Below are 23,779 nucleotides of genomic sequence, written 5' to 3' on the forward strand. Positions count from 1 at the left end.
CGCCCCTGCGCCGGACGTCGGACGGCGCGCGCGCCGCCGGGGCAGGAGTGGGGGACCCACCTCTCCACGCGGTCCACGGACCGCTCGGGGCGAAGCCACCCACGGGTGGCCGGGCACCTTCCACAGCCCGAGCCCGACAGCTCACCTCACAGGCGTGGGAAGGACAGCCCATGCACTCGACCACCCCCACCACCGTGGAACCCCGCCGCGTGACCGGGCCGCTGCGCCACGCCGTACGCCTCGGCGCCCGCGTCGTCGGCGCCGGCGCCCTCGCCGTCACCCTGATCGGGGTCTCGCCGACGCCGCCGGCCGACGCCGCCCCCGGCGCGACCCTGCAGGCCGTGGCGCCCGCCGCCCAGCCCACTGCCAAGCCCGCCGCGCGCAAGAAGCAGGAGCGCCGCATCGGCAAGGCGATCTCGATCGCGCGCAACCAGATCGGCGACCGCTACCGCTACGGCGCCACCGGGCCCAACGCCTTCGACTGCTCCGGGCTGACCAGCTATGCCTTCCGCAAGGCGGGCATCAAGGGCATCCCGCGGACCTCCTCGGCCCAGGCCGGCTGGGCCAAGCGGATCGCGCGCTCGAAGATGCGCCGCGGCGACCTGGTCTTCTTCCACAACGGCGGCAGCGTCTACCACGTCGGGATCTTCACCGGCGTCAAGGACGGCAAGCGCCGCATCATCCACGCGCCGTCGACCGGCAAGCGCGTGCAGGCAGCGAAGATCTGGACCGACTCCTGGTTCGCTGGCACCGCGCGCCGCTGACGCACCTCAGGGCACGGGTGAGGGCTCCGCGTCGGCGTCGGTGAACGGCCGGCCGCCCCCGAAGGAGTCGCTCACCTGGCCCGCGTCCAGCACGCGGTACGGCGCCGGCGAGCTCGCCGCGCGTCGGATCAGCTCCTCCAGCGGCACCCGCCCGCGCGAGGCGACGAGCAGCAGGTTGCCGCCACGGCGGCCGCGCAGCGTCGCCGGCTCGGCGCTCAGCATCAGCCGCGGCAGGCTCTCGCGCACCGCGGCCACCACCCGCCGGGTCCACGCGAACGGCGCCCGGTCGGCGAGGTTGAGCAGCAGCAGCCCCTGCTCGCCGAGCACCCCCGCCGCCACCGCCGCGGCCTCGCGGGTGACCAGGTCAGCCGGCACCCGCCCCTCCGCGTACGCGTCGACGACGATGACGTCGGCGCTGTCCGGGCGCAGCGCCGCCAGGCCCGTGCGGCCGTCCACCGGGCGCACCTTGATCCCGCTGCGCGCCGGCAGCGGCAGCTCCGCGCGCACTCGCTCGGTCACGTGCACGGCCGGCTCGAGCACGATCTGCGCCGACCGGGGCCGGGTCGCCGCCACGTAGCGCGGCAGCGTCATCGCCGCCCCACCCACGTGCACCACCCGCACCGGCTCACCCGCCGGCGCGCACGCGTCGAGCACGTCGCCGATGCGGCGTACGTAGTCGAAGGCCAGCCGGGTCGGGTCCTCGAGGTCCACGTGGGACTGCTCGTGCCCGTCGAGCCGCAGCACGTACGACCCCGCCCGCTCGGTCGGCACGATCTCGAGAGTCCCGGTGTCCACGGGCCTATCCTCGCAGCGGCATATGCGCGGGCCCCGCGGCACCACGACCTCGGTACGACGCGCCGCGGTTACGCTTCCGCTCAATGGTCAGTGTCCTCGCACTCGTGATCCCGCTGGCCTTCGCCGGCGCTATCAGTCCGGTCATGTTCACCGAGCAGACCGTGCTGCTGGCCGGGCGCAACGGCCGCCGCGTCGCGGCGAGCTACGCCGCCGGGGTGGGCGCGACGTTGCTGGTGATCGTGTCGTTGCTGGTGTTCTTCGGCAGGTCCATCGCCCTCCCGGAGGAGCCCAGCCTCAGCGCCTCGCTCGACATCGTCCTCGGGGCCCTTCTGGTGCTCATCGCCGTCGTGCTGCGGTACCGCCGGCCGCGGTCCCCGAAGCCCGAGAAGTCGCGTGACCGCGGGCTGAGCCCGACCCAGGCGCTGGGGTTCGGCGTGGTCTCGATGGCGACGAACTTCACGACGCTGGCGGTCATGGTCCCCATCGCCAAGGAGATCGCTGCCAGCGATCTCGAGTTCCTCGCCCGCCTGATCGTGCTCGCCATCGTCGTCGTCGTGGCAGCGGTGCCGGCCTGGCTGCCGCTCGCGATGACCCTGGTGGCGCCCGACCCCACGCGCCGCGGTCTGCAGGCGCTGGGCGACTTCATCGACACCCGCGGTCGGTTGGTCACGGTGCTGCTCCTGGCCGCGGTAGGCCTCTTCCTGGTGGTCCGCGGCATCGTGCGCATGGTCGGTCTCTGAGGCCGACAGGGCCCGTTGTCCGCAGATCTGGGTAGAGGGGTCGGCCGTAACCCGCGTCAGGCGGGGGTGGGGGCGTGCTCGCTCGCGACCGCCTTGGCCCAGCGGTAGTCGGCCTTGCCGGCGGGGGTGCGCTTGACCTCGGGGACGACGACCAGGTCGCGGGGGACCTTGTAGCCGGCCAGCGACTCGCGCGCGTGGCGCTGGACGTCCTCGAGCTGCGGCTCGCGGCCCTCCCGCGGGGAGACGACGGCGGCGACCCGCTCGCCGAGCCGGTCGTCGGGGACGGCGACGACGAGGACGTCGGCGATGTCGGGGTGGCCGTGGAGGACGTTCTCGACCTCCTCGACGTAGACCTTCTCCCCGCCGGTGTTGATGCACTGCGAGCCGCGGCCGAGGAAGACGATCGAGCCGTCGTGGTCGCGGTAGCCCATGTCGCCCAGCACCGAGCAGCGCCGCCCGTCGGGCAGTGTGCGGAACGTGCGGGCGGTCTTCTCCTCGTCCTTGTAGTAGCCCTGTGGGACCGGGCCGAGGCGGGCGATGAGGCCGACGTTCTCGGGCCCGGCGGGCACCTCGGCGAGCGTGTCGTCGACGACGAGCATCTGGTCGGTGGCCGGCACCCGCAGGTTGCCTTGCTCGTCCAGCGTGATCTCGCCGTCGTTGCCCGACTCCGAGGCGCCGAAGTTGTCGCGCTGCATCGCGCCGGGAGCGAGCGCCTTGAACCGGTCGCGGCACGCCTGGGACCAGATCGCCCCGCCGGAGGTGATCATGAACAGCGCGGAGTAGTCGACCTCGTCCTGGCGCCGCTCCATCTCATCGGCCAGCGGCATGCCCATCGCGTCGCCGACGATGAGCAGGCTCTGCAGGCCGTCGTGCGCGATGCCGTCGACGATCCTCGCCGGGTCGAAGTCACGGAGCATGACCAGTCGGCCGCCGAAGATGAAGTAGAAGAACATCGCGTACGACGCCGCGCCGTGCATCAGCGGAGCCGCGATGAGGAACGAGATCGGCGGCATCGCCTGCGCGGCCGCCGCGACGGCGGCGAGGTCGGGGTGGGCGTCGCCGTAGGGGTTGCCGCCCGAGAGCGGCTTGTGGAAGAGGTCGTCGTGGGTCCAGACGACGCCCTTCGGGTAGCCCGTGGTGCCGCCGGTGTAGAGGATGTAGTGCTCGTCCCCGGTGCGCTCGGCGAAGCCCCGCTCGGCCGGCTGGTCGCGCCAGCCGGCGAGGTCGACGAGCGCGACGCCGCGCTCGCCGGCCGCGGACACGAGTGCCGCGTCGGGCTGCCCGGCGACGTACACGGTGCGGAGCTGGGGGAGGCGGTCGAGGATCGAGGCGAGCACCTGCTGGTGGGCGGGCTCCTCGACGACGACGGCGACGCTGTCGGAGTTGGTGAAGAGGTACTCCAGCTCTGCGGCGGTGTAGCGGTAGTTCACGTTGATCGGCACCGCGCGGATCTTGAGCAGGCCGACCATCGAGGTGACGTGCTCGACGCTGTTCTTGAGGAAGATCGCGACGTGCTCACCCGGCGCGACGCCGTGCGCCGCGAAGAGGTGGCCGACCTGGGTGGCCTCGCGGTCGAACTCGGCGTAGGTCAGGTCGCGACCCTCATAGGTGAGGGCGACCCGCTCGGGCACGGCGTCGGCGACGGTCTCGAACACGGAGGCGAGGTTGAACGTCATGCCTGGGCACGCTAGCCAGGATCGGGGCCGAATGTGACCCGAGTCACCAAAAGAGTGCAACGTGTTCTCGTCCGGGCTGGTTGCTGGTCCCAGCGCCACAGTGTCGATCAGCCTCGGCGAACCCCTTGTCCACAGATCTGGGTAGAGGGGCTGGCCGTGGTCGGCTGGCTCGCCTACGTTCTGGCCCACGAGTCCACTCGGGACGGGGCCACGACATGGCGATCACCACGGCAGGGCGGCATGCCCAGACGCGCAGTGTGCTGGTCGACCTGCTCGATGAGCGGGTGCGTGATCTGGTACGCCGCGAGGGGGTCGACCCCCAGCGCGACGCCGGGGTCGTACGCCGGATCGCCGAGGGCGTGGTGCGCGCCCACGACGAGCGGAGCCTCACCGGGCAGGTGGAGCCGGTGCCCGACGTCGACGTCGTGGTCGGCGAGCTGGTCGCGCGGGTGGCGGGGTTCGGGCCGTTGCAGGAGTTCCTCGACGATCCCGAGGTCGAAGAAATTTGGATCAACGATCCGTCCCGGGTGTTCGTGGCGCGCCGGGGGCGCCACGAGCTGACCAACCTGATGCTGAGCGCGGCGCAGGTGACCGAGCTCGTCGAGCGGATGTTGAAGTCCAGCGGTCGCCGGCTCGACCTGAGCCAGCCGTTCGTGGACGCGATGCTGCCCGAGGGCCACCGCCTGCACGTGGTGCTGGAGGGGATCAGTCGGGGTTTCTCGGCAGTGAAACTTACATTTGCAGGTTTCGTGTCCGCCGAGCCCCATTCGCGCAAGCAGAAGGGGCCGTGCGGCCTTGCCGCACGACCCCTTCTCGACTTGGCCTGAGTCACATGGCCAGGAGCTCGATCAGCGCGTCACCCGCCGCCTTCCGCGTCTGGAAGCTCATGCGAAGGGTCTTCCGGGTCTCGCCCGCCTTGTTCTTGGAGAGCACGAGGATGCCGCGGTCGATCCAGGTCGGGTTGTCGTAGTCGAAGAAGTCGACGTCCACCGTCGTGTGACCGGGGCCCGGCACCGCGACCGTGGACTTCAGCTTGGACAGCTCCGAGAGGGGCTTGTTGGCCTTGCGCATCGCGTCGGCGAGCGCGATGACGCCGTGGATGGAGACGGCGGTACCGGCGACGGAGGTACCGCGAAGGGCGCCGCGCTTCTCCTTGGGCAGCTTGCCGAACTCGGGACGCGCGGCCACCAGCTCGTCCCAGAAGTCGACGAGGTACTGCGCGTCCGCCTTCTCCTCGGTCTCGTCGATGGGGTCGTTGCTCCAGAAGCCCTCAACAGCCTGGGACAGGGTGTTGAAGGCCATGAGCTTGTTGCTGTTCGCGGAGACCGTGTTGCTCTGGACCTCGGTGTTGTCCATCCCCAGGTGCGGCGACGTCATCATGAGCTGCTTCGCGATGCGCTGGTGGGCGGTCGACTGGTACTGGTACTTGGCGACCGTGTCGTTCACCTTCTCGCCGACCTGGTTGTAGATGTGGAAGAGCTTGTCCTCCTCCTCCTTGGTGGCGAACCACACCCGCACGGCGAAGCGGGTGTCCAGGTCGAAGGTCTGCAGGGGGTTCTTGGCGGCCGCGATAATGGCGCGCGTCCGGGTGGCCGAGTCGACGTTCTGGTCGAAGTTGCCGTCCTTGACCACCAGCCGGTGGTTGTCCTCGTCGATGTCGACGACCGTAGTGTCGGGGTTCAGGTTGAAGGTCAGGTTGCCGATCACGGCCTCGTTGGCGAGGAGGTCGGAGGTCCAGTTCTTGAGCCGGACGGCCGTCTTGCGGTAGCGCGTCTTGCCGCTCTTGAGGGTCACGATGTCGTGGTCCGGGCGAGCGTTGCCGATGACCAGTCGACCGGTGTCGGCGAGACCGACGATGTCAGCGCCGGTCATGACGAGCTCGGCGGCGAGGAGGCCACCGTCGTCGACGAAGTTGACGTTCTCGAAGGTGAGCTTCATGTTGCTGTTCAACTTGGTGCCTCGATTCGAGCGGGGTTCCTGCTGGCGGTCGCCTTGCCCCGCTTTCCGAGGCGACGAGTGGAACTGTACGTGCGATACGCGTCTTTGCGCAAGAGACGTGCGCAAGAAGTTCTTCCGCGTGTCGGAGTGTCGTTCGCTTGATTGTCGCGGCTTCCGCGCCCCGCTTCGCCGCGCGGACAGGGTAGCCACGTGGTGCCGCCAGAGCGGTCTCCAGTGCGCCGGCGAGGCCAAGCCGGGCGACCTCATTAAGGAGGGCCTGCGGACACAGATGCCTAGTTATTGGCGACGAGCGGCCCAGGATGACCGCGCAGACCCGCCAGCGCCCCACAGCCCACCCCCCCCGCGCACGGGGGTGGGCTGTCGCCCTCCTAGGCCCAATAGGAACCCAGGTCCGAACATATGAGCGAGCGAAGTTGGAGGGGTGTTTCCCCAGGTCAGCGGCTGACCTCGGGAGATTGGCAGGCCTTCCGACCTGGGAAGATCGTCTTGTATCGGTTGCAACCGATACTCCGTGAGGTACCATTCTGGTCAGGACATGAAAGACCCCGGCGACGGGGTTGAGTCCGGGCCGGGGTCTTCTCTGCTGTGGAAAGCGAGTCGACTCTACAGGTTCAGCACCTGGTGGGCGATGCGCCGGGGCCTAACTGCCCGTGCGCTCCAGTCCGGAAATGAGGTGATGACCGTGGCGAAGAAGTCCTTCACTCCCGGAACTCCTGCGCCGACCTCGGGGCAGTACCGTCCCTCGCGAGGCGGAAATGAGGTCACTGTGCCGAAGGGGCACCGTCTCCCGCCGGGTCCGAAGCCGGGAACGCGCTGGGTGAACGTTGACCCCACGAAGAACAAGTCGGGTCGCGGCTGACCTGACGGAGGCCGGAGTCCACACGCCTGGACTCCGGCCTTTCTACGTCGTGATGGTGACGAACGCCTACCGGGTGTCTGAGGTCACCGTTACTCTCAGATCACATTGATGTAGTTATCCGTAACGCCTAGTGTCATGGAGTCCTCGGTGGGGTCGAGCAACCGCGAGCAAGGACGCGCTGCCGCATCCCGTGCGGGCTATGACGACTGGGAGTTCACGTCACAGGCTGAGCGCGAGTTCGACAAGTTCCCGGACGCGATGCAGGCCAACTTCCTTGACCTCATCGAGCGGGTCCTGGATCGGGAGACGCGGTCCGGCGCTGGCGACGTGAAGCACCTCGATCGAGGGATCTACGAGCTTCGGGACCGCTACAAGAACAATCACTACCGCGTCCTGTGGTTCGTGCACGAGCGTCGGTGCATCGCTGTCACGTGCTTCTACAAGAACAGTCAGAAGACTGAGAAGAAGGACATCGACCGAGCGATCGCTCGGCGACGGGCCTACCTCGCCTGACTGTTCGGTCGTTCCGTCTCGACTTTTGCGATACCTGGTTGACGCCATGGGTGACGTGGTTACTATCGGTCGCAACCGATAAGTACACCCACGCACGACTGCCTTCCCCCCCCACCGCAACACCCCCAGACCTTGCATCGCCAGTGCTCACCGCCTGGGCTTGCCCTTCCAACAGGAGCCCGCACATGTCTGCCACCCGAGCTAAGTTCAACGAGTTCCGCGCCAAGCGGCTCCAGAACCCCGCTGTCCGAGCCGCGTACGAAGATGCGCGTGCTCGCAATGGCATCCTTGATGCTCTGGTTCGCCGCCGACGAGCGCTCGGGCTCAGCCAGGGTGTTGTGGCGAGGGCTATGGACGTCGGGCAGTCGACGGTGTCTGGCTTCGAAACGGAGGGCAGTGATCCGCGACTGTCCACCTTGCAGCGTTACGCGCGCGCGGTCGACGCCTCGTTGTACGTCCACGTTGTGCCGAACATGCCCGCAGGACAGCGGCCGGCTGTCTACGTGTCGTACCCGGGCGGACAGAACATCGTCGCGAATCCGACTGCGGCGACGTCGCGTGTGGCGGCTTGGGTCGACAGTAAGCCCGCGTACGTGGGCCGAAACGTGCGCCCATACCTCAACCTTGTGCCTCAGTCCGCGTGACCGACTACGAGGAGCAGTGGCGTAAGGCGGGCCGCGTCTCTGGATGCGCGGATCTGCGGGACGTTCGCCTGTTCGGAATGAGCGGCGATCTCTCGACGCCTGACCCGTCCGCCAGCCTGGCCTACACGCTCGACGTCGACGTCGAGTTTCAGACGCTCGGTGATGATCCTGTCCACGCCCTGGTGGTCACTGCGAACTATGACCTGAATGTCACGGAGACAGACGAGTCTGATGATCAGGAGCCGACCAAGGTTGCGGGCATGGCCTTCGCGCTTGCCGCGATGTACGTGCTCGTTGAGCAGGACGGGGATGATCCCCACGTGTTCGAGAACGAGGAGCTGGAGGCGTTCGCCGCGACTACCGGGCAGCTCGCTCTCTACCCGTATGCCCGCGAGTTCATTGCGGACATCACCGGGCGTATGGGCCTGCCGCCCCTGCACCTCGGCACGCTGCGGTTCGACCGGGAGTCGGGCCGGAACTAGACAACAAGAACGCCCCAGCCGCTAGGTCGGCTGGGGCGTTCTTGGCTGTGGCCTACCTGCGCTCCGGTGGTGAGGTGGAGGCCGCTTCGCGTAGCGCGTCGGCCAGTGCCAAGGCCTGGCCGGAGCTCAGATCCTCGAGGGCCGTGATTCCGGCGTAGATGTCGCGGGCCCAGTCGATCGATACGCGCACGCCGTCCTCGTCCGACCAGATCGGAGACAGCGTGGCGAAAATGTCGCCGTCACCGATGACTGGAACCGGCGCGCCCACTGCGGTCTCGCCGCTGGGGTGCATTGTCCACTCGCTCACTTGCCGTCCCTGCCGTTCGTCGCTCGCGTGGCCTTGGTGCGAGTGTCGCGGCAAGACCGGCACTCCGACACGCGCACACCCCGGGTCTTGGGCGTTGGGAATTTCTTGATCGGCAGGAGGAGGCCGCAAGCGCCGGTACACAGGTGCTTTTCGCTGTCCTTCCCGTTCGGTGTGAAGGTACCGAGGGTCGTGCGGCCGGTCGCGCCGGTTGCCGCGTTGGTGGGGGCCTTGGTGATGGTCTTCCTCGTGGCCGGTGACTTGCGAGTCCTGGCGGGCGTTGGCTTGGTCGTCATTGTCGCTCCTCGGGATAGTGCTGAGCCGAATGGCTCCCGTCGTGTTCCTGGTCCTTCCGGTGACGGTGCTCTTCGCGTTCTGGCCCGGCGCGGTCGGGCTCTCGCTCACCACCCCCTGACCCTGCTTCACCCCGCTTCACCCCTGCTGGTTCTCGGAGGTCGGAGCTCGTCATGTCACACCTTCTCTTCCTCTTGGTCAGGCTCCAGGCCACGCTCGTGGTCGCACGCGGCCGGCGCGACGAGCGCGGCGACGTGCCCGGCTGGGTGCTCGTCACCTTGATGACGGTCGGGCTCGTCGGTGCGATCACCGCCGTCGCGCAGCCGCAGCTGACCCGGATGCTGAGCAACGCGCTGGCCAAGGTGCAGTAGTGCGGCCCCCGCCTCGAGCGGCGGGGGAGCGTGGCAGCGCGGTGGTTGACTTCGTGCTCGTCGTGCTGGTGCTGGTCCCGCTGGTGCTGGGGATCCTGCAGGTCGCGCTGACCCTGTTCGTGCGCAACACGCTTGCTGCGGCCGCCTCGGAAGGTGCGCGGTACGCCGCGACGGCCGACCGCGGTCCGGCCGACGGGACGGTGCGCACCCGCTGACGGTCTGCGGCCCACGCCTGCCGTCGTGCTGGTTACTGGGACTCCCGGTGGCGATCAACCTGGGCGAACCCGTTGTCCACAGATCTGGGTAGAGGGGCTGGTCGTGGTCGGCTGGCTCGCCTACGTTCTGGCCCACGAGTCCACTCGGGACGGGGCCACGACATGGCGATCACCACGGCAGGGCGGCATGCCCAGACGCGCAGTGTGCTGGTCGACCTGCTCGATGAGCGGGTGCGTGATCTGGTACGCCGCGAGGGCGTCGACCCCCAGCGCGACGCCGGGGTCGTACGCCGGATCGCCGAGGGGGTGGTGCGCGCCCACGACGAGCGGAGCCTCACCGGGCAGGTGGAGCCGGTGCCCGACGTCGACGTCGTGGTCGGCGAGCTGGTCGCGCGGGTGGCCGGGTTCGGGCCGTTGCAGGAGTTCCTCGACGATCCCGAGGTCGAAGAAATTTGGATCAACGATCCGTCCCGGGTGTTCGTGGCGCGCCGGGGGCGCCACGAGCTGACCAACCTGATGCTGAGCGCGGCGCAGGTGACCGAGCTCGTCGAGCGCATGTTGAAGTCCAGCGGTCGGCGCCTCGACCTGAGCCAGCCGTTCGTGGACGCGATGCTGCCCGAGGGCCACCGCCTGCACGTGGTGCTGGAGGGGATCAGCCGGGGGTTCTCGGCGGTCAACATCCGCAAGTTCGTGCTGCGCGCCGCCCGGGTCGCCGACCTGGTCGAGCTGGGCTCCATGACGCCGCGGGCGGCGGGGTTCTTGGAGGCCTCGGTGCGCGCCGGGCTCAACATCATGGTGGCCGGCGGCACGCAGACCGGGAAGACCACGATGCTCAACTGCCTCGCCGCCGCGATCCCGGGCGGGGAGCGGATCGTGTCGGTCGAGGAGGTCTTCGAGCTGCGGTTCCCGCACCCCGACTGGGTGCCGATGCAGACGCGCCAGTCCGGCCTCGAGGGCACCGGCGAGATCCGGCTGCGCGACCTGGTCAAGGAGAGCCTGCGGATGCGCCCCAGCCGGCTGATCGTGGGGGAGGTGCGCGCCGAGGAGTGCCTCGACCTGTTGCTGGCTTTGAACGCCGGCTTGCCCGGCATGGGGACCCTGCACGCCAACAGCGCCCGCGAGGCGCTGGTGAAGATGTGCACGCTCCCGCTGCTCGCCGGGGAGAACATCTCGGCGCGTTTCGTCGTCCCCACGGTCGCCTCGTCGGTGGACCTCGTGGTCCACCTCGGACTCGACCAGCACGGCGTACGACGGGTCAACGAGATCGTGGCGGTGCCCGGCCGCGTGGAGAACGACATCATCGAGGTGGAGCCGATCTTCGAGCGGCGCGGCGGCGACCTGCGGCGCACGCGGGGGATGCCGCCGCGGGTCGAGCTCTACGAACGCGCCGGCATCGACGTGCACGCCCTGCTCGCCGAGCCGACGGGGTCGCCCGAGCAGGCCCGCGAGGTCTCCTGATGGGCGCGCTGGTCGGCCTCGGGGTGGGCGTCGGGCTGCTGCTGATCTGGTCGGCGTTCGCGCTGCCGCACCCCGAGCGCGCCCCCCGCAGCGAGGGCCGGGTGGCGCGGCTGCTCGCCCGGGCGGGGCTCCGCGAGGTGTCCGCGCCGGGGTTCGTGCTGCTCTGCGTGGCGGTGGGTCTGGTGGCCGCGCTCCTGGTCCAGCTCGTCTCCCGCACCGCCCCGGTCGCGCTGGTCTTCGGCGTCCTGGGCGGCTACCTGCCGGTCGCGGTGGTGACCAGCCGCGCCCGCCGGCGCCAGCGGGAGTTCGCCGAGGTCTGGCCCGAGGCCGTCGACAACCTCGCCTCCGCGGTCCGCGCCGGGATGTCGCTGCCCGACGGACTCGCCGCGCTCGGCACCCGCGGTCCCGAGCCGCTCCAGCCGGCGTTCCGGTCCTTCGCGCTGGACTACCAGGTCACCGGCCGCTTCAGCGACTGCCTCGACCGGCTCAAGGGCCGGCTCTCCGACCCGGTCGGCGACCGGGTCGTGGAGGGCCTGCGGATCGCGCGCGAGGTGGGTGGCGGCGAGCTCGGGCGGCTGCTGCGCAACCTGTCGGGCTACCTGCGCGAGGAGGCCCGCACCCGCTCCGAGCTGGAGTCGCGCCAGTCGTGGACCGTCAACGGCGCCCGGCTCGCGGTGGCGGCGCCGTGGGTGGTGCTGCTGATGCTGTCACTCCAGGGGGACGCGATCCGCCGCTACGCCACGCCCGCCGGCGTGGTCGTGCTCGTCGTCGGCGCCTCGGTCTGCGCGGTCGCCTACCGCGTGATGATGCGCGTCGGGCGCCTCCCGGTCGAACGACGGATCCTGTCGTGAGCCTCGCGATGTGGGGAGCCGTGCTCGGGGCGACGCTCGCCGGCGGGCTGCTGCTCGTCGTCACCCGCCTGGTCGCGATGCGCCGGGTCCCGCTGGCCGACCGGGTGCTCCCCTGGGTGCGCGACGTGCCCCGCCTCGGGGACGGCCCGGCGGCCGCGGTCCCGTCCGCCTCGCCGGCCGCCGCAGCGGTCGGCGTCTTCGGGCCGCTGCTGCGTTCGGCCGCGCAGGCGGTCGAGCGGGTGCTCGGCGGCGCCACGTCGGTACGCCGCCGCCTCGAGCGCGCCGGCCTCGAGACCACCGTGCAGGAGTTCCGCGTCGAGCAGGTGCTGTGGGGGCTGGCCGGGTTCGCCGTGGCCGCCGCGTGGGGGCTGCTGCGTGCGGTCACCGCGCCCGGGGCCGCGATCGCGTCGCTGCTGGTGTGCGTAGTCGCCTTCGTCTGCGGCGTCCTGGCCCGCGACACCTGGCTGTCCTCGCAGGTCAAGGCCCGCGAGCGGCGCATCCTCGAGGAGTTCCCGACGGTCGCGGAGCTGCTCGCGCTCGCCGTTGCCGCCGGCGAGAGCCCGGTCTCGGCGCTGGACCGCGTCGTACGCCGCAGCGGGGGAGACCTCTCCGACGAGCTGGGCGTCGTGCTGGCCGCCGTACGCACCGGCGAGCCCGTGGCCTCCGCCTTCGACGCGATGGCGGCGCGCAGCGGTCTGCCGCTGGTCGCGCGCTTCGCGCAGGGCATCGCGGTCGCCTCCGAGCGCGGCACCCCGCTGGCCGACGTCCTGCACGCGCAGGCCGCCGACGTGCGCGAGGCCGGGCGCCGCGAGCTGATCGAGGTCGCCGCCCGCAAGGAGGTGGCGATGATGGTGCCGGTTGTCTTCCTCGTGCTCCCCGTGACGGTGCTCTTCGCGTTCTGGCCCGGCGCCGTCGGTCTCTCGCTGACCACCCCCTGACCCCGCTTCACCCTGCTTCACCCCCGCTGGATCTCGGAGATCGGAGCTCGTCATGACACACCTTCTCTTCCTCCTGGTCAGGCTGCAGGCCACGCTCGTGGCCGCGCGCGGCCGGCGCGACGAGCGCGGCGACGTACCCGGCTGGGTGCTCGTCACCTTGATGACGGTCGGGCTCGTCGGTGCGATCACCGCCATCGCGCAGCCGCAGCTGACCCGGATGCTGAGCAACGCGCTGGCCAAGGTGCAGTAGTGCGGCCCCCGCCCCGAGCGGCGGGGGAGCGTGGCAGCGCGGTGGTCGACTTCGTGCTCGTCGTGCTGGTGCTGGTCCCGCTGGTGCTGGGGATCCTGCAGGTCGCGCTGACCCTCTTCGTGCGCAACACCCTCGCCGCGGCCGCCTCGGACGGGGCGCGGTACGCCGCGACGGCCGACCGCGGTCCGGCCGACGGGGTGGCGCGCACCCGCGAGCAGGTGGAGGGCGCGGTGTCGGGGCAGTTCGCGCGCGACGTCAGCGCGACCCGCGTCGTGCGGGACGGGCAGCCGATGATCGAGGTGACGGTGCGTGCCAGCGTCCCTGCTCTCGGGCTGGGCGGCCCGGGTGTGGACCTGGTGGTCACCGCGCATGCCATCGAGGAGAGCGTCGAGGTGGCGCCGTGACCTCGCGGGGAGTGCCCCGGCGCCGGCCGCGCGGCGAGGAGGGCAGCGCGCTGGTCGAGCTGGTCTGGCTGGGGCTGCTGCTCCTGGTGCCGCTGCTGTGGATCGTGCTGTCGGTCTTCGAGGTGCAGCGTGGTGCGTACGGCGTGAGTGCGGCTGCCCGCGCGGCGGGCCGCGCCTATGCGCTGGCGCCCACCGACGCGGAGGGGGAGCGGCGGGCGGAGGCGGCGGCGCGCCTGGCCTTGGCCGACCAGGGCATCGGCTCGGCTCCGCTGCGCGTGGACATCAGCTGCACCCCGTACCCGAACTGCCACAGCGGCACCTCGGTGATCACCGTGCGGATCAGCTCGAGCGTGGCGCTGCCGGTGCTCCCTGCGGCGCTGGGTGCCGAGCGCGGTCGGTTCGCGCTGGACGCGAGCCACACGGTGCCGATCGGGCAGTACCAGGAGATCCGGTGACCCGGGCCGAGGTTCCTCGCCGGGCGCGCACGGAGCGGGGTCAGGTGACGCCGCTGATCGTCGGGTTCGCGCTGATCATCGCGCTCACCGTCGCGGTGGTCATCGATGCGACCGCGGCGTACCTGCAACGCTCGGAGCTGTCCACGCTGGCCGACGGTGCGGCATTGCACGGCGCCGACCTCGGGGCCACCGGCGTGGACGTCTACACCGACGGGCTGCCCGACGAGCGGCTGCGGGTCACCGAGGCGGCGGTGCGGGCGGCGGTCGCGGACTACCTGCGCCAAGTCGGCGCGCACGGGCGCTACCCCGGGCTGACCTTCCGGGTCGGCGTCGGGAGCGACCAGCGGGTCACCGTCGAGCTCAGCGCACCGCTCGACCTGCCGCTCACCTTCCCCGGCTCACCCACGAGCCCCCGGGTCGGCGCGAGCGGCTCGGCGGTGTCGAGCATCGACTGAGGACGCCGCGGTCCCGAGCGCGGGGTGTCGTCCGGCTAGGTTGGCCGGGCCCTGAGTCTGCGCGAGGAGTGAGCGAGGAGTGGTCAGCACGAGACCTGCCAGCACGGGACCTGATGGGGAGAAGCGCCGCCTGCGACGCCACGACCCGATCGTGATCTCCCTGCTGGGCATCCTGCTCGGCGGTGCGTTCGGCGTCTGGGGGATCCACGGCTATGCGACCCAGCCGCACCCCGACCGGACCGTGACCGGGCACCACATCGAGTCTCCGTGCTTCCGGCTCGTCGAGTACACCGTGGAGGCGAAGACCTACCGCCTCCACCTCGGCGCGCGCCGGTGCGTGGCGGCGTACGTTGGCAAGCCGATCGAGGTCTCGTACGAGTCCGCGCATCCCGAGCGCGCGTACGGGCCGGGCGGCGGAGGCGTCCGCTGGGTGATGCTGGGGACCGGGGTGGTCGGCCTGCTGGTCGCCGTCGCGACGCCGCTGCTCGCCTACCGCCGTCGTACGCCGCGCAGCGCCTAGCGTGTGCGCCATGACACATCCCACGCCCTACATCCACTTCCCGGGGAACGCGCGCGAGGCCCTGACGTTCTACGGCGACGTCTTCGGCTGCGGGGTCCAGGTGCACACCTACGCTGGCTTCGGCCGGGTCGACGGGCCCGCGGAGGCCGTGGCCCACGGCATGCTGGTCGACGGGCCGGTCGCGCTGTTCGGCGCCGATGCCGGCCCGGATGACTCGCCGCTGAAGTCCGAGGGCCTGATGCTCTCCCTGCTCGGAGCCGCAGCTCCGGACGTCACCCGCGAGTGGTTCACCCGGCTCGCCGACGGCGGCCGGGTCGTCTCGGATCTCCAGATGCGCGGGTGGGGAGCCACCGACGGCGAGGTCGTCGATCGCTACGGACTCCACTGGCTGCTCGGGTTCGAGCCCGACGCCGCTGACGAGGCATGAAATCCCGGACCCTCACGGCCGCCGGGACGGACGCCTGCGGGCCGTGATGCACGGCTAAGGTGACGCCGGACAGACGGTTGACCCACAGCGTCGTGGCGTGAACACCGCGTACTCGGCGTCGGAGGTCATGCTCTGCAGCAGTCACACAACACCGGACCCGTCCTCCGCGAGCGCCCCGTGTTTCGTGAACGTCCGGTCTTCGGCGGCTTGGCGAGCAGGCAGGTCGGCCACCGGGACCTGGTCGCCCACTCGGTCGCGGTCCTGACACCTTCCCTGAGCGCGCTCGGCACCGGCATGGTCCTTCCGACGGTGGTCGGACCGGGGTTCTGGATCAGCACCCTGCTCGGCTTCGGCCTGGCGTTCGTCCTGGCGCTGGTCTTCGACGAGTTCGCGTCCAGGTTCAACGCCCCCGGCTCCCTGTACGCCTACGCCGCGAAGGGGCTGGGTGCCTCGGTCGCGCTGGTCGTGGGCGTCTCCCTGGTGCTCGGGTACGCCGCCCTCGCCGGCTTCGGGCTCACCGGTGCGGCGCGTCGCATCCAGGCGGCCTGGACCGCCACCGGGGGAGACACGCCTCCCGACCTGGTCGGCTGGACTCTCGTGCTGGCGCTCACCCTGGTCTGCGGATGGATGATCCACCGGGGGATATCCCGGTCGTCGCGCGCCGTGCTGGTGATCGAGGCGATGAGCCTGGCCATGCTCGCGCTGATCGGCGTGGTCTGGCTGAGGCGGTACGGGGTCCCCGGCTTCGACGTGTTGTCGCTCGACGGTGCCGATCCGGGGCGGATCTTCGCCGGCGCGGCCTTGATCGCCACCCTGACCGTCGCCTTCGAGAGCTGCGCGGCGCTCGGCCTCGAAACAGGTCGGCCCCTGCGCACCGTCCCCGCTGCGATGCGGACCAGCCTGCTGGTCTGCGGGGGAGCGTTCCTCGCCGCCAACCTGATCGGGACCGTTCACTCGGGACGCGACTCCTCATCGGACTGGCGCTGGTTCAACATCGGGGACGAGGTGTCGAGGCCCGACGCAGCCGTGCTCGTCGTCCTGGCACTGTCGATGATCGCGTTGGCGCTCAGCGCCAGCACCGCGCTGTCCCGGTTGCTGTTCTCCTTCGCCCGCGAGGGGATCGTGTGGCCCGGGCTGGGGCGTACGAACCCTCAGGGGGTGCCGGTGGCAGCCACCTGGAGCGCCCTGGCGCTGGCCCTGGCCGGTCCGCTGGCCGCCTCGGCGGCGGCGCGCAGCGTCGCGCTCGCCCCTGGGGAGCTGCTGCAAGCGACCACCCTGATCATGTGCGTCAGCTACGGCTGCGCGGCCGCCGCGCTCATCCCGTTCCTCATCTCCCTCGACGAGCTGCGTCCCCGGTCGGCCGTGCTCGCGCTGACCGGCCTGGGCGGGGTGGGCGCGGTGACCTGGCACTGGGTCACCCGGCCGGAGCCCGGGGTCTCGCACCTCGCCCTGGCGCTCCTGGGCGGCGTGGTCGCCCTCGGCCTCGCGTGGCGGCTGGCCCTGGCCCGCCGGGCACCGCACCGCTCGCGGCGGCTGGGAGCCCACCAGGAGGCACTGGCCGGCGACGTCGCGCTGGCGGCGTACGACGGGGGTGGCGATGGGCTCCGCTGACCGCGACGACGGGTTCCTCGCCCGCCAGCCGTCCGCGGTGGACAGCGCGTTCGCCGTGCTCGAGGCCGTCGCCGCGCACGGCCCCGGGGTGACCACCCGGGAACTGGTCGACGCGCTACCGATGTCGCGGGCCACGGTCTACCGCATCCTCAAGCACCTGGTCGCCCAGGAGTACCTCGTCCGCACTCCCGACCTGCGCGGGTTCGCGCTCGGGGCCCGGGTCCAGGCCCTGGCACGGGCGGCCACCTCGCCCGAACCGACCCGGGCGGAGGCGTCGCTCACCTGACCGTCTCAGTCGGTGTCTCATTTGCGATCACGACAACTTCTTCTCGCCGGAATCGGTGCGCCACGTGGCGCTGATGGATTACCTCCAGGCGACCTGCACGGGTCGACATGAGGCGGATCTGTGAAGAGGGAGTCCATGACACGACGAAACCCCGAGCTCCGGGCAAGGATGCGCCGTGCAGGTGCAGTGGCGATCAGCGGGACGGTGCTCGGCGCCGGCGCGCTCTCCGCGATGGCGGTCAGCCCCGCGAGTGCGTCCGACCGCGCGCCGGCCCTGATCCTGGCCGACACCAACCGGGACGGCGTCGTGGATGACGCTGACGCCGAGGGTCGCGGGTCGTGGACCAAGGAGCGCGGCGCGTTCTTCCTGCCCAACCTCGACGACGACCTGAGCGACTGCCCGACGGTCGGGCCGGGCGGCGTCCAGCTGACCGACGTGCAGCTGGCCTCCTGCAACGACGCGGCCGACTCCGTCATCAACGGCGACAGCGACGTGCTCGACCTCGTCCGGGTCGAGGTGCAGCCGGTCGACACCAGCAAGGTCAGCTCGGTGCGGGTGGAGCTGCGCGGGGTGGGCGCTGCGAAGGTGAACGTCTTCGTCAAGGGCGGCGACGGCGCCTCGGCCGAGGACTGGACGCCGCTGCCCGCCAACGGCGTGCTGCCGGCAGACCGGATCGGCGCCGGCGTCGAGCTCGGCGTCGAGGGCAAGGACATCATCCGGGACGAGTCGTGGGACGGGACGGTGACCCTGCAGGTCGTCCACCGCAACGGCTCCCGGCTGGTGGCCACCGACCGGGTCGAGCTGCGTGCCGCGCCGCTCCTCTTCGCGACCGATCGGATGCCGATCGAGACGCTCTATATGGCCGACAACACCACCTCGGTCTACGAGGGCCAGGAGGTCACCGAGCCGCCGGCGAGCACGATCCGGGCCCAGGGCAATGCCGAAGCGCTCACCCGTGACTTCCTGGCTGGCATGGAGCGGATGGGCGCCGAGGTCAAGCTCGAGAAGCTGCCCAGCCTCCAGGGCGCCCGCGGCGGCGGCGACGGCACCGACATCTGGACCCAGGACATCATGGAGCCGGGGCTCATGTCGGTCCCGTCCCCGGACGGCGAGCAGCAGATGCGGGTCTTCGTCCGTGCCCCGGTCCGCGACGGCCGCGACAACTCCGGCGTCAACCCGTTCCGCCAGACCGGGCGCGTGGTCTTCACCGAGCTGCGCGGCCCGGACGTGGCCGGGATCCAGCACTTCGATCCGGCGTACGTGCCGCCGACCATCCCGGGGATGAGCTACGACAGCCGGGGTTCGACGGGCAACTACGGCACGGTCCCGGCCTACGAGCACAACGGCAAGAGCTACCCGCTCGGTCGCAAGATCGTCGGCGCCGTGCCGGGCACCGTCTACACCGCCGACCCGGCGTTCAACACGATGCTCGAGCTCCAGGGGTTCCAGGACCCGATCAACGTCGACACCAGCTGGCTGAGCGTCGGTCACATGGACGAGTTCATGTCGGTCATCCCCGCCGACAACGAGCGCGGCTGGGCCGTCGTCGTCGCTGACCCGGTGCTCGCGCTGGACCTGCTCCAGGAGCTGGTCGACGCCGGTCTCGGCGACGAGCAGCTCTACACCTCCTACGGTCTCGTGCCTGCCGCCGGCTCGACCGCCCCGGACCTCACCGTCGCCCAGGCGGTCAGCGACCAGCAGATCCTCAGCGGTGTGAAGATCGGGCACGCCGGGGTGAACCGCGGCATGAAGGTGCTGCGTGAGGAGATCGGACTCACCGAGGACGACTTCATCCGTGTCCCCGTCCTCTACCGCGACAACGGTCACGGGCGCGTCGGGGTGCAGATCCCGAACGCCGCCAACCTGATCGGCACCGGGCACGACGTGGTCTTCATCCCCACCCAGCACGTGCCGGCCGTCGACGGCAAGGACCTCTTCCAGACCGTGATCGAGGAGCGGTTCGCGGAGGTCGGCACCGAGATCCAGTGGGCCGAGGACTACTTCTACACCAACCGCGGCGGCCAGATTCACTGCGTCACCAACGCGCTGCGCGACACGACGTACGGCGACGCCTGGTGGTCGGAGGGCGACCTCGAGAACGACGGGGAGCAGCCGGGCGACACCAAGGAGTTCTCGATCATCTCCCAGCCGTCGGTCTCCGGCACCCTGAAGGCCGGGCAGACGATCACCGGCCACCCGGGCACCCTCGCCCCGACCCCGACCTCGGTCAGCTACCAGTGGTACGTGGGCAGCACCCCGATCCCCGGAGCCACGTCGCGGACGCTCAAGCTCAAGGCCGCCTGGACGGGCAAGGAGATCCGGGTCGCGATCGTCAGCAGCAAGGAGGGCGTCGCCTCGCTGAGCACGATCACCTCTGTCGGCGACCTGCCGCGCTCCTTCACGCAGACCAAGCGTCCCTCGGTCACGGGCGCCGCGAAGGTCGGTCGGGTGCTTGCCGTCCGGCCGGGCTCGTTCAGCCCGAAGCCGTCCAGTGTGGGCTACCGCTGGTTCGTCGGCGGGACGGCTGTCTCCAGCAAGGCTCGCCTCAAGGTCGCCAACAACTGGGTCGGCAAGAAGGTGAAGGTGGTCGTCACCGCCAAGCGTGAGGGTCTCTCCACGCACAAGACGACCGTCACGGTGGGCAAGGTCCGCCGCTGACCCACTGTCGTCCGAGCTCCACCAGCCGGCGCCCGTCTTCCCCACGCGGGGGAGGCGGGCGTCGGCCCTTACGTCCGCCGCGTGAATCGCAGATCGCCGTTCGGCATCCGTTGGTGCAGATAGCGGTCGTCGTGGATCAGATGATGGTGATGGCCGCACAGAAGAATGCCTTTGTCGAGATCAGTCCTTCCGCCGGCTGACCACGGGTCCACCTGGTGCGCTTCGCACCAGGTCGAGGGGATGGTGCAGCCGTCGGCCCGGCATTCTTTGTCTCGAATCGCCAATGCCTTTCGCTGACCTGGACTGAAGAGCCGGTTTGTGCGGCCGAGGTCGAGCGGCACCGAAGGCGTGCCGAGGACTGCGGGGACGAGACCTGCGGTGCAGGCCAGGCGCTGGGCCTCACCGGCGGTGATCGGCGAGCCGTCCGCGAGCGTGGCGGACCCGAGCCCCTCGACCAATGCCTTGAGGTCCATGGTGATCACCAGCGTGGTGGCGTCGCCGCCGTGCAGCGGCAGCCGGGACGGGTCGATCGCCTCGAGCAGCGAGCAGAACGCCTCGCCGAGCCGCCGCTCGTAGGGCACCCGCCGCCCGTCCGCGGCGGGCTCGTCCGCCGCTCGCCGGGGGTTGGTGAACGACTCGAGCATCGTGGTCAGTCGCAGCGCGATGCTCTCCGGGACCTGGGCGCGGATGACTGCGCTTCCGTCGCCGAGGTGCCGCACGCCCAGCGTCGTACGCCGCCGGGCGCGGCGCTCCGCGGCGCGCAGCTGCTCCTCCTCGACCTGCTCGGCCCACTCGGGCGCGACGACCTCCAGCAGTCGATCGGCCAGGCGGCCCAGCTCGCGCGGCCCGAAGTCGGCGGCCTGCTCGACCAGGTAGTCCTCGGCACGGGCCAGCATCGCCGACCACTCCTCCGCGCTCGCCTCGACCAGCGAGAACGCATCGGTGAGGTCGTCGAGCGCGGCGACGATGACGTGGCCCTGGTCGAGGCTCACGTGTCCGCCCGCGAGCGCGGTCCCGACGCGGTGCCAGCGCCGCTCGCACGCCACCCCGAGCCGCTGCAACCGCCGCGCGGACGGGCCCGAGGTGTGGGTGCGGTGCGCGACCCACGCGGCCACGTCGCGACACCCGTCGGCGTCGGCCACGTCGTCGGCGCACGCGATCACCCGGGCGTGCATCGCCTGCGCGCGCGAGGCCAGATGGGCCGTCATTCGCAATGCCTGGCGCTTCTCCGAGATCGACAGGAAAGTCGGATCGCGGTCAGCGATCTTGTCGAGAAATGCCTCCGCGCACCCCACATCGGCGAGGTAGGGATGAGCCATGTCGGCCATCGTCGCCTCCCGTGAGGACGTGGTGGAGAAGTACTTCCGTAGGGATCAGTCTACCGATGTTCGAAAGTGTTCGAAATAATCGGAAAGGTAAAAACTGAATCTGTGGAAAACCCCTTCCGGCCGCCCGGTGGCGGATTGCGGCGGACTGGCAGCCATTCGCCCCGTGGAGGGTTACCCGCCGGTTTCCCTTGACGCCCCGGCGCTGGCCGCAGGCTTGGTCAACGCGCAGTGCTGGGTCACGATCCGGCTGCCGCGTTTCGCCGCCCCTGGGGTGAAGGTGCTCCGGGTGCTCTTCCGCGGTGACGACCGGGTGGCCGGTGACCGCGCCTTGGTGCGTCCCGGGGGTCGCCCGCGCCGCCACTGGCGCCGACTCAGCGCGCCAGACGCGCCGACTCAGCGCGCCAGACGCGCCGACTCGGCGCGCCATTAGAGCCGACTCGGCGAAGGGGTCAGTGCTCGCGCAGGAGTACGCCGGAGCCGGGGAGGCGGTCCTCGATGCCGTGCTCGCGCAGGGCGTGCCAGAGCGTGGCGGCGTTGATGGCGACCACCGGGCGGCCGAGCTCGGCCTCGAGGGTCTCGGCGAGGCCCACGAAGGAGAGGTTGGTGCCGACCTGCACGATCGCCTCCACGCCGGGGCGGTCGATCTCGGCCACCACCTCGCGCAGCCGGGGCTCCTCGACGCGGGCGATGTCCATGGCGGTGGGGCAGCGCAGGCCGGTGATCGCCGCGACGTCGAAGCCGGCCTCGGTGAAGAACCGGCCGACCTCGCGGTCGGCGACCGGCTGGTACGGCGAGAACACCGCGATGCGTCGTACGCCGAGCTCGTGCAGGGCGGCCCGGCAGGCCCCGGCGCCGGTGGTGACCGGGAGACCGGTGCGGGCGCGCATCCGCTCCTCGAAGGCGGCGTTGCCCTCGAGGCCGCCCCAGAAGGTCTCGGCCGACATGCCCATCACCATCCGGTCCGGCTCGGCGGTGAGCACGTCGCGGACGGCGGTGTCGATCGAGGCGCGGATCTGCACGAGCAGCGCCTCGAACCCGGCGTCCCCGGCCATCGTCGGGTCCGCGATGTGCATCGATCCGGCGCGGAAGGCCACCCCCTCGACGCCGGCGCGCCAGTAGTCGTGCTCGACCACCGTGTTGGTGCTCGGCACGATCACCCCGAAGACGCCCCGCGGGCCCACGACGTTGGTCATCGCGACACGCCCTCGAGCCCGGCGAGGCAGAGGTCCACCGCGCGATGCGCCCGGGCGCGCGCCGCGGGCCGGTCCAGCAGGAGGGCGTCGACGAGCAGCGGGGAGACGACCACGGCGATCACGTCGTCGGCCGGCCCGCGCGGCACTTCGGCCTGGGCCAGCACCGTGCCGAACGGCTCGAGCAGGTCCTCGACATAGCGCCGGCGCAGGTCGGCGGCGGCCGGGTCCAGGGCAGCGGTGGTGGTCAGCGCCTGCAGGAACGCCGCCACCGGCTTGTCACGCAGCCGGTCGCACAGGACGTCGACCGCCGCGTGCAGGTCGGCCGCGAGATCGCCGGAGGAGGGGCCTGGCGGGGAAGGAGCGACGTCGATGAGCGCGGCCAGCACATCGGTCGAGGTCGGCCAGTGCCGGTAGATCGTCGAGCGCGAGACGCCGGTCGCCTGGTGCAGCCGTTGCGGGGTCAGCGCGGTCGCGCCCTCCACGAGCAGCAGCTCGAGTGCCGCGGTGAGCACCACGGTCGCCGTCTCGTTCGCCGGCCCTGCTGGGCGTCCTGTTCGTGCCATTGAGTAAACGATACGGGATGCCCCGGTTATGTGCCCGCGCGTGAGCGGAGAGGGAGCGGCGTCGGCGGGGGCGTCGGTCATCACCGATCTCGTAGCCTCGTCGGATGTTTTTTCGTCTCGGAACCCTGATCGCCCTGTTCGCCCTCGTCCTCGCCCCGCTCGCCGTGCCGTCCCCGGCCAGCGCGGCGACGCCCGAGCAGACCTACGCCAACCAGGCCGTGCGCGCGACCAACGCGGTGCGCGCCAACCACGACCTCGGTGCGGTGAAGAAGAACGCCTGCCTGCGCAAGGCCGCCGCCCAGCAGGCGCGCAAGATGGCCGTGCAGCAGCGCCTCTTCCACCAGGACCTCGGCCCGCTGCTGCAGCGCTGCGGCCTCAGCGCGGTGGGGGAGAACGTCGCCGTCGGCTACCCGACCGGGCGCGCCGTCGTGCGCCAGGGCTGGATGAAGTCGCCCGGCCACCGCGCCAACATCCTCAACGGCCAGTTCAACCGGGTCGGGATGGCCGCGCGCCGTGCCGACAACGGCCAGTGGTACGCCGCGCAGGTGCTCGGCCGCGTCGCGTGACGCCGGTCGCCTGACGCCGGTCGCCGGCCGGGGCGGCGCACCCTCCCGCGGGAGGATCCCCAAAGAGCGCCGTCACCCGGCCCGGCGTGGCGAGACCGAGCGTTGTGAGCGTAAGGAGCGCCCTCGGCGCGGGAAAGTTGTCGCAGGGCGGTCGGGGGTCGAAATAACGCGGATCGGCTGGGCTTTCGACACCTACCCGG

Annotated in this window: 29 protein-coding genes and 1 riboswitch; of the genes, 21 read left to right on the forward strand and 8 right to left on the reverse strand. The window is 71.0% G+C overall.

Annotation, left to right across the window (positions count from 1 at the left end; all coding sequences use genetic code 11):
• Positions 1–21 precede the first annotated feature (21 nt).
• Positions 22–167: riboswitch (cyclic di-AMP (ydaO/yuaA leader) on the forward strand.
• A gap of 3 nt (positions 168–170) precedes the next feature.
• Positions 171–764 (forward strand): C40 family peptidase, encoded by a 594-nt coding sequence (locus GFH29_RS04435; protein WP_153322222.1) that lies wholly within the window; start codon positions 171–173, stop codon positions 762–764.
• Positions 765–770: 6 nt separating this feature from the next.
• Here GFH29_RS04435 and GFH29_RS04440 read toward each other — a convergent pair whose 3' ends face one another.
• Positions 771–1,583, reverse strand: coding sequence for a spermidine synthase (locus GFH29_RS04440; protein WP_194289591.1), 813 nt, complete (start codon positions 1,581–1,583; stop codon positions 771–773).
• A gap of 59 nt (positions 1,584–1,642) precedes the next feature.
• On the opposite strand from GFH29_RS04440, the gene GFH29_RS04445 reads away from it, so the two are divergent.
• A complete protein-coding gene (locus GFH29_RS04445; protein ID WP_153322223.1) occupies positions 1,643–2,299 on the forward strand; it encodes a GAP family protein in 657 nt (218 codons plus the stop codon).
• 56 nt (positions 2,300–2,355) lie between these two features.
• Here GFH29_RS04445 and GFH29_RS04450 read toward each other — a convergent pair whose 3' ends face one another.
• The gene (locus GFH29_RS04450) at positions 2,356–3,975 is read right to left on the reverse strand and encodes an AMP-binding protein (RefSeq protein WP_153322224.1); all 1,620 of its coding nucleotides are present in this window, start codon (positions 3,973–3,975) and stop codon (positions 2,356–2,358) included.
• A 215-nt stretch (positions 3,976–4,190) separates the two neighbouring features.
• Between GFH29_RS04450 and GFH29_RS04455 the strand changes: the two genes are divergently transcribed.
• Positions 4,191–4,802 carry a hypothetical protein gene (locus GFH29_RS04455; RefSeq protein WP_228387764.1) on the forward strand — a complete coding sequence of 204 codons (612 nt, stop codon included), beginning with the start codon at positions 4,191–4,193 and terminating at the stop codon, positions 4,800–4,802.
• Between the two features lies 1 nt (position 4,803).
• Here GFH29_RS04455 and GFH29_RS04460 read toward each other — a convergent pair whose 3' ends face one another.
• Positions 4,804–5,913: a DNA sulfur modification protein DndB gene (locus GFH29_RS04460; protein ID WP_194288914.1), complete on the reverse strand. Its 1,110-nt coding sequence runs from the start codon at positions 5,911–5,913 to the stop codon at positions 4,804–4,806.
• 1,015 nt (positions 5,914–6,928) lie between these two features.
• Between GFH29_RS04460 and GFH29_RS04470 the strand changes: the two genes are divergently transcribed.
• The 3 genes from GFH29_RS04470 (at position 6,929) to GFH29_RS04480 (ending at position 8,432) form a co-directional block, all read left to right on the forward strand.
• Positions 6,929–7,306, forward strand: a complete 378-nt coding sequence (locus GFH29_RS04470; protein WP_153322226.1) for a type II toxin-antitoxin system RelE/ParE family toxin — start codon at positions 6,929–6,931, stop codon at positions 7,304–7,306.
• Positions 7,307–7,491: 185 nt separating this feature from the next.
• Positions 7,492–7,950: a helix-turn-helix domain-containing protein gene (locus GFH29_RS20865; RefSeq protein ID WP_153322227.1), complete on the forward strand. Its 459-nt coding sequence runs from the start codon at positions 7,492–7,494 to the stop codon at positions 7,948–7,950.
• On the forward strand, positions 7,947–8,432 hold the full coding sequence (locus GFH29_RS04480; protein WP_153322228.1) for a protein-export chaperone SecB: 486 nt from the start codon (positions 7,947–7,949) through the stop codon (positions 8,430–8,432). The genes GFH29_RS20865 and GFH29_RS04480 overlap by 4 nt, the downstream gene beginning before the upstream one ends.
• Before the next feature lie 52 nt (positions 8,433–8,484).
• On the opposite strand, the gene GFH29_RS04485 is transcribed toward GFH29_RS04480, so the two are convergent.
• Positions 8,485–8,739 carry a hypothetical protein gene (locus tag GFH29_RS04485; RefSeq protein ID WP_153322229.1) on the reverse strand — a complete coding sequence of 85 codons (255 nt, stop codon included), beginning with the start codon at positions 8,737–8,739 and terminating at the stop codon, positions 8,485–8,487.
• Positions 8,736–9,032 (reverse strand): hypothetical protein, encoded by a 297-nt coding sequence (locus tag GFH29_RS04490; RefSeq protein WP_153322230.1) that lies wholly within the window; start codon positions 9,030–9,032, stop codon positions 8,736–8,738. The genes GFH29_RS04485 and GFH29_RS04490 overlap by 4 nt, the downstream gene beginning before the upstream one ends.
• A gap of 171 nt (positions 9,033–9,203) precedes the next feature.
• Here GFH29_RS04490 and GFH29_RS04495 point away from each other — a divergent pair, with 171 nt between their 5' ends.
• The 14 genes from GFH29_RS04495 to GFH29_RS04560 all read left to right on the forward strand — a co-directional run bounded on the left by GFH29_RS04495 (position 9,204) and on the right by GFH29_RS04560 (position 19,929).
• The gene (locus GFH29_RS04495) at positions 9,204–9,401 is read left to right on the forward strand and encodes a hypothetical protein (protein WP_153322231.1); all 198 of its coding nucleotides are present in this window, start codon (positions 9,204–9,206) and stop codon (positions 9,399–9,401) included.
• 41 nt (positions 9,402–9,442) lie between these two features.
• Positions 9,443–9,616 carry a TadE/TadG family type IV pilus assembly protein gene (locus tag GFH29_RS04500; RefSeq protein ID WP_194288915.1) on the forward strand — a complete coding sequence of 58 codons (174 nt, stop codon included), beginning with the start codon at positions 9,443–9,445 and terminating at the stop codon, positions 9,614–9,616.
• Positions 9,617–9,778: 162 nt separating this feature from the next.
• On the forward strand, positions 9,779–11,074 hold the full coding sequence (locus GFH29_RS04505) for a CpaF family protein (protein WP_153322233.1): 1,296 nt from the start codon (positions 9,779–9,781) through the stop codon (positions 11,072–11,074).
• Positions 11,074–11,925 (forward strand): type II secretion system F family protein, encoded by an 852-nt coding sequence (locus tag GFH29_RS04510; protein WP_153322234.1) that lies wholly within the window; start codon positions 11,074–11,076, stop codon positions 11,923–11,925. Before GFH29_RS04505 ends, GFH29_RS04510 begins: the two co-directional genes overlap by 1 nt.
• The gene (locus tag GFH29_RS04515) at positions 11,922–12,863 is read left to right on the forward strand and encodes a type II secretion system F family protein (RefSeq protein ID WP_153322235.1); all 942 of its coding nucleotides are present in this window, start codon (positions 11,922–11,924) and stop codon (positions 12,861–12,863) included. The genes GFH29_RS04510 and GFH29_RS04515 overlap by 4 nt, the downstream gene beginning before the upstream one ends.
• Positions 12,864–12,915: 52 nt before the next feature.
• Positions 12,916–13,113 (forward strand): hypothetical protein, encoded by a 198-nt coding sequence (locus GFH29_RS04520; protein WP_153322236.1) that lies wholly within the window; start codon positions 12,916–12,918, stop codon positions 13,111–13,113.
• Positions 13,113–13,517 carry a TadE/TadG family type IV pilus assembly protein gene (locus tag GFH29_RS04525; protein WP_153322237.1) on the forward strand — a complete coding sequence of 135 codons (405 nt, stop codon included), beginning with the start codon at positions 13,113–13,115 and terminating at the stop codon, positions 13,515–13,517. Before GFH29_RS04520 ends, GFH29_RS04525 begins: the two co-directional genes overlap by 1 nt.
• On the forward strand, positions 13,514–13,972 hold the full coding sequence (locus tag GFH29_RS04530; RefSeq protein WP_153322238.1) for a hypothetical protein: 459 nt from the start codon (positions 13,514–13,516) through the stop codon (positions 13,970–13,972). Before GFH29_RS04525 ends, GFH29_RS04530 begins: the two co-directional genes overlap by 4 nt.
• Entirely contained in the window at positions 13,969–14,427 is a 459-nt protein-coding gene (locus tag GFH29_RS04535; RefSeq protein ID WP_153322239.1) for a Tad domain-containing protein, read from the forward strand. Before GFH29_RS04530 ends, GFH29_RS04535 begins: the two co-directional genes overlap by 4 nt.
• A 151-nt stretch (positions 14,428–14,578) precedes the next feature.
• Positions 14,579–14,947, forward strand: a complete 369-nt coding sequence (locus GFH29_RS04540) for a hypothetical protein (protein WP_153322240.1) — start codon at positions 14,579–14,581, stop codon at positions 14,945–14,947.
• A gap of 10 nt (positions 14,948–14,957) precedes the next feature.
• Positions 14,958–15,374, forward strand: coding sequence for a VOC family protein (locus tag GFH29_RS04545; RefSeq protein WP_153322241.1), 417 nt, complete (start codon positions 14,958–14,960; stop codon positions 15,372–15,374).
• A gap of 177 nt (positions 15,375–15,551) precedes the next feature.
• Positions 15,552–16,985, forward strand: a complete 1,434-nt coding sequence (locus GFH29_RS04550) for an APC family permease (protein ID WP_153322242.1) — start codon at positions 15,552–15,554, stop codon at positions 16,983–16,985.
• A complete protein-coding gene (locus GFH29_RS04555; RefSeq protein WP_153322243.1) occupies positions 16,972–17,271 on the forward strand; it encodes a MarR family transcriptional regulator in 300 nt (99 codons plus the stop codon). Before GFH29_RS04550 ends, GFH29_RS04555 begins: the two co-directional genes overlap by 14 nt.
• A 135-nt stretch (positions 17,272–17,406) precedes the next feature.
• Positions 17,407–19,929 carry a protein-arginine deiminase family protein gene (locus GFH29_RS04560; RefSeq protein WP_153322244.1) on the forward strand — a complete coding sequence of 841 codons (2,523 nt, stop codon included), beginning with the start codon at positions 17,407–17,409 and terminating at the stop codon, positions 19,927–19,929.
• A 68-nt stretch (positions 19,930–19,997) separates the two neighbouring features.
• Here the strand turns inward: GFH29_RS04560 and GFH29_RS04565 are convergent, their stop codons facing one another.
• The 3 genes from GFH29_RS04565 to GFH29_RS04575 all read right to left on the reverse strand — a co-directional run bounded on the left by GFH29_RS04565 (position 19,998) and on the right by GFH29_RS04575 (position 23,013).
• Positions 19,998–21,248 carry an HNH endonuclease signature motif containing protein gene (locus GFH29_RS04565; RefSeq protein ID WP_194288916.1) on the reverse strand — a complete coding sequence of 417 codons (1,251 nt, stop codon included), beginning with the start codon at positions 21,246–21,248 and terminating at the stop codon, positions 19,998–20,000.
• A gap of 458 nt (positions 21,249–21,706) precedes the next feature.
• Positions 21,707–22,450, reverse strand: a complete 744-nt coding sequence (locus tag GFH29_RS04570) for an arylmalonate decarboxylase (RefSeq protein ID WP_153322246.1) — start codon at positions 22,448–22,450, stop codon at positions 21,707–21,709.
• Positions 22,447–23,013 carry a TetR/AcrR family transcriptional regulator gene (locus GFH29_RS04575; protein WP_153322247.1) on the reverse strand — a complete coding sequence of 189 codons (567 nt, stop codon included), beginning with the start codon at positions 23,011–23,013 and terminating at the stop codon, positions 22,447–22,449. Before GFH29_RS04575 ends, GFH29_RS04570 begins: the two co-directional genes overlap by 4 nt.
• A gap of 104 nt (positions 23,014–23,117) precedes the next feature.
• Between GFH29_RS04575 and GFH29_RS04580 the strand changes: the two genes are divergently transcribed.
• Entirely contained in the window at positions 23,118–23,579 is a 462-nt protein-coding gene (locus GFH29_RS04580) for a CAP domain-containing protein (RefSeq protein ID WP_153322248.1), read from the forward strand.
• The last annotated feature ends 200 nt before the right edge of the window (positions 23,580–23,779 follow it).

Origin of the sequence: Nocardioides sp. dk884, from assembly GCF_009557055.1 — a bacterium.
Lineage (GTDB): Bacteria > Actinomycetota > Actinomycetes > Propionibacteriales > Nocardioidaceae > Nocardioides.

Bases quoted from the DNA above. Each gene is read 5' to 3' on its own strand.
- GFH29_RS04580 (WP_153322248.1), top strand. From the start codon at position 23,118: ATGTTTTTTCGTCTCGGAACCCTGATCGCCCTGTTCGCCCTCGTCCTC.
- GFH29_RS04565 (WP_194288916.1), bottom strand. From the start codon at position 21,248: ATGGCTCATCCCTACCTCGCCGATGTGGGGTGCGCGGAGGCATTTCTC.
- GFH29_RS04495 (WP_153322231.1), top strand. From the start codon at position 9,204: ATGTCACACCTTCTCTTCCTCTTGGTCAGGCTCCAGGCCACGCTCGTG.
- GFH29_RS04445 (WP_153322223.1), top strand. From the start codon at position 1,643: ATGGTCAGTGTCCTCGCACTCGTGATCCCGCTGGCCTTCGCCGGCGCT.
- GFH29_RS04570 (WP_153322246.1), bottom strand. From the start codon at position 22,450: ATGACCAACGTCGTGGGCCCGCGGGGCGTCTTCGGGGTGATCGTGCCG.
- GFH29_RS04505 (WP_153322233.1), top strand. From the start codon at position 9,779: ATGGCGATCACCACGGCAGGGCGGCATGCCCAGACGCGCAGTGTGCTG.
- GFH29_RS04460 (WP_194288914.1), bottom strand. From the start codon at position 5,913: ATGAAGCTCACCTTCGAGAACGTCAACTTCGTCGACGACGGTGGCCTC.
- GFH29_RS04560 (WP_153322244.1), top strand. From the start codon at position 17,407: ATGACACGACGAAACCCCGAGCTCCGGGCAAGGATGCGCCGTGCAGGT.
- GFH29_RS04435 (WP_153322222.1), top strand. From the start codon at position 171: ATGCACTCGACCACCCCCACCACCGTGGAACCCCGCCGCGTGACCGGG.
- GFH29_RS20865 (WP_153322227.1), top strand. From the start codon at position 7,492: ATGTCTGCCACCCGAGCTAAGTTCAACGAGTTCCGCGCCAAGCGGCTC.
- GFH29_RS04510 (WP_153322234.1), top strand. From the start codon at position 11,074: ATGGGCGCGCTGGTCGGCCTCGGGGTGGGCGTCGGGCTGCTGCTGATC.
- GFH29_RS04520 (WP_153322236.1), top strand. From the start codon at position 12,916: ATGACACACCTTCTCTTCCTCCTGGTCAGGCTGCAGGCCACGCTCGTG.
- GFH29_RS04555 (WP_153322243.1), top strand. From the start codon at position 16,972: ATGGGCTCCGCTGACCGCGACGACGGGTTCCTCGCCCGCCAGCCGTCC.
- GFH29_RS04450 (WP_153322224.1), bottom strand. From the start codon at position 3,975: ATGACGTTCAACCTCGCCTCCGTGTTCGAGACCGTCGCCGACGCCGTG.
- GFH29_RS04470 (WP_153322226.1), top strand. From the start codon at position 6,929: ATGGAGTCCTCGGTGGGGTCGAGCAACCGCGAGCAAGGACGCGCTGCC.
- GFH29_RS04545 (WP_153322241.1), top strand. From the start codon at position 14,958: ATGACACATCCCACGCCCTACATCCACTTCCCGGGGAACGCGCGCGAG.
- GFH29_RS04490 (WP_153322230.1), bottom strand. From the start codon at position 9,032: ATGACGACCAAGCCAACGCCCGCCAGGACTCGCAAGTCACCGGCCACG.
- GFH29_RS04575 (WP_153322247.1), bottom strand. From the start codon at position 23,013: ATGGCACGAACAGGACGCCCAGCAGGGCCGGCGAACGAGACGGCGACC.
- GFH29_RS04455 (WP_228387764.1), top strand. From the start codon at position 4,191: ATGGCGATCACCACGGCAGGGCGGCATGCCCAGACGCGCAGTGTGCTG.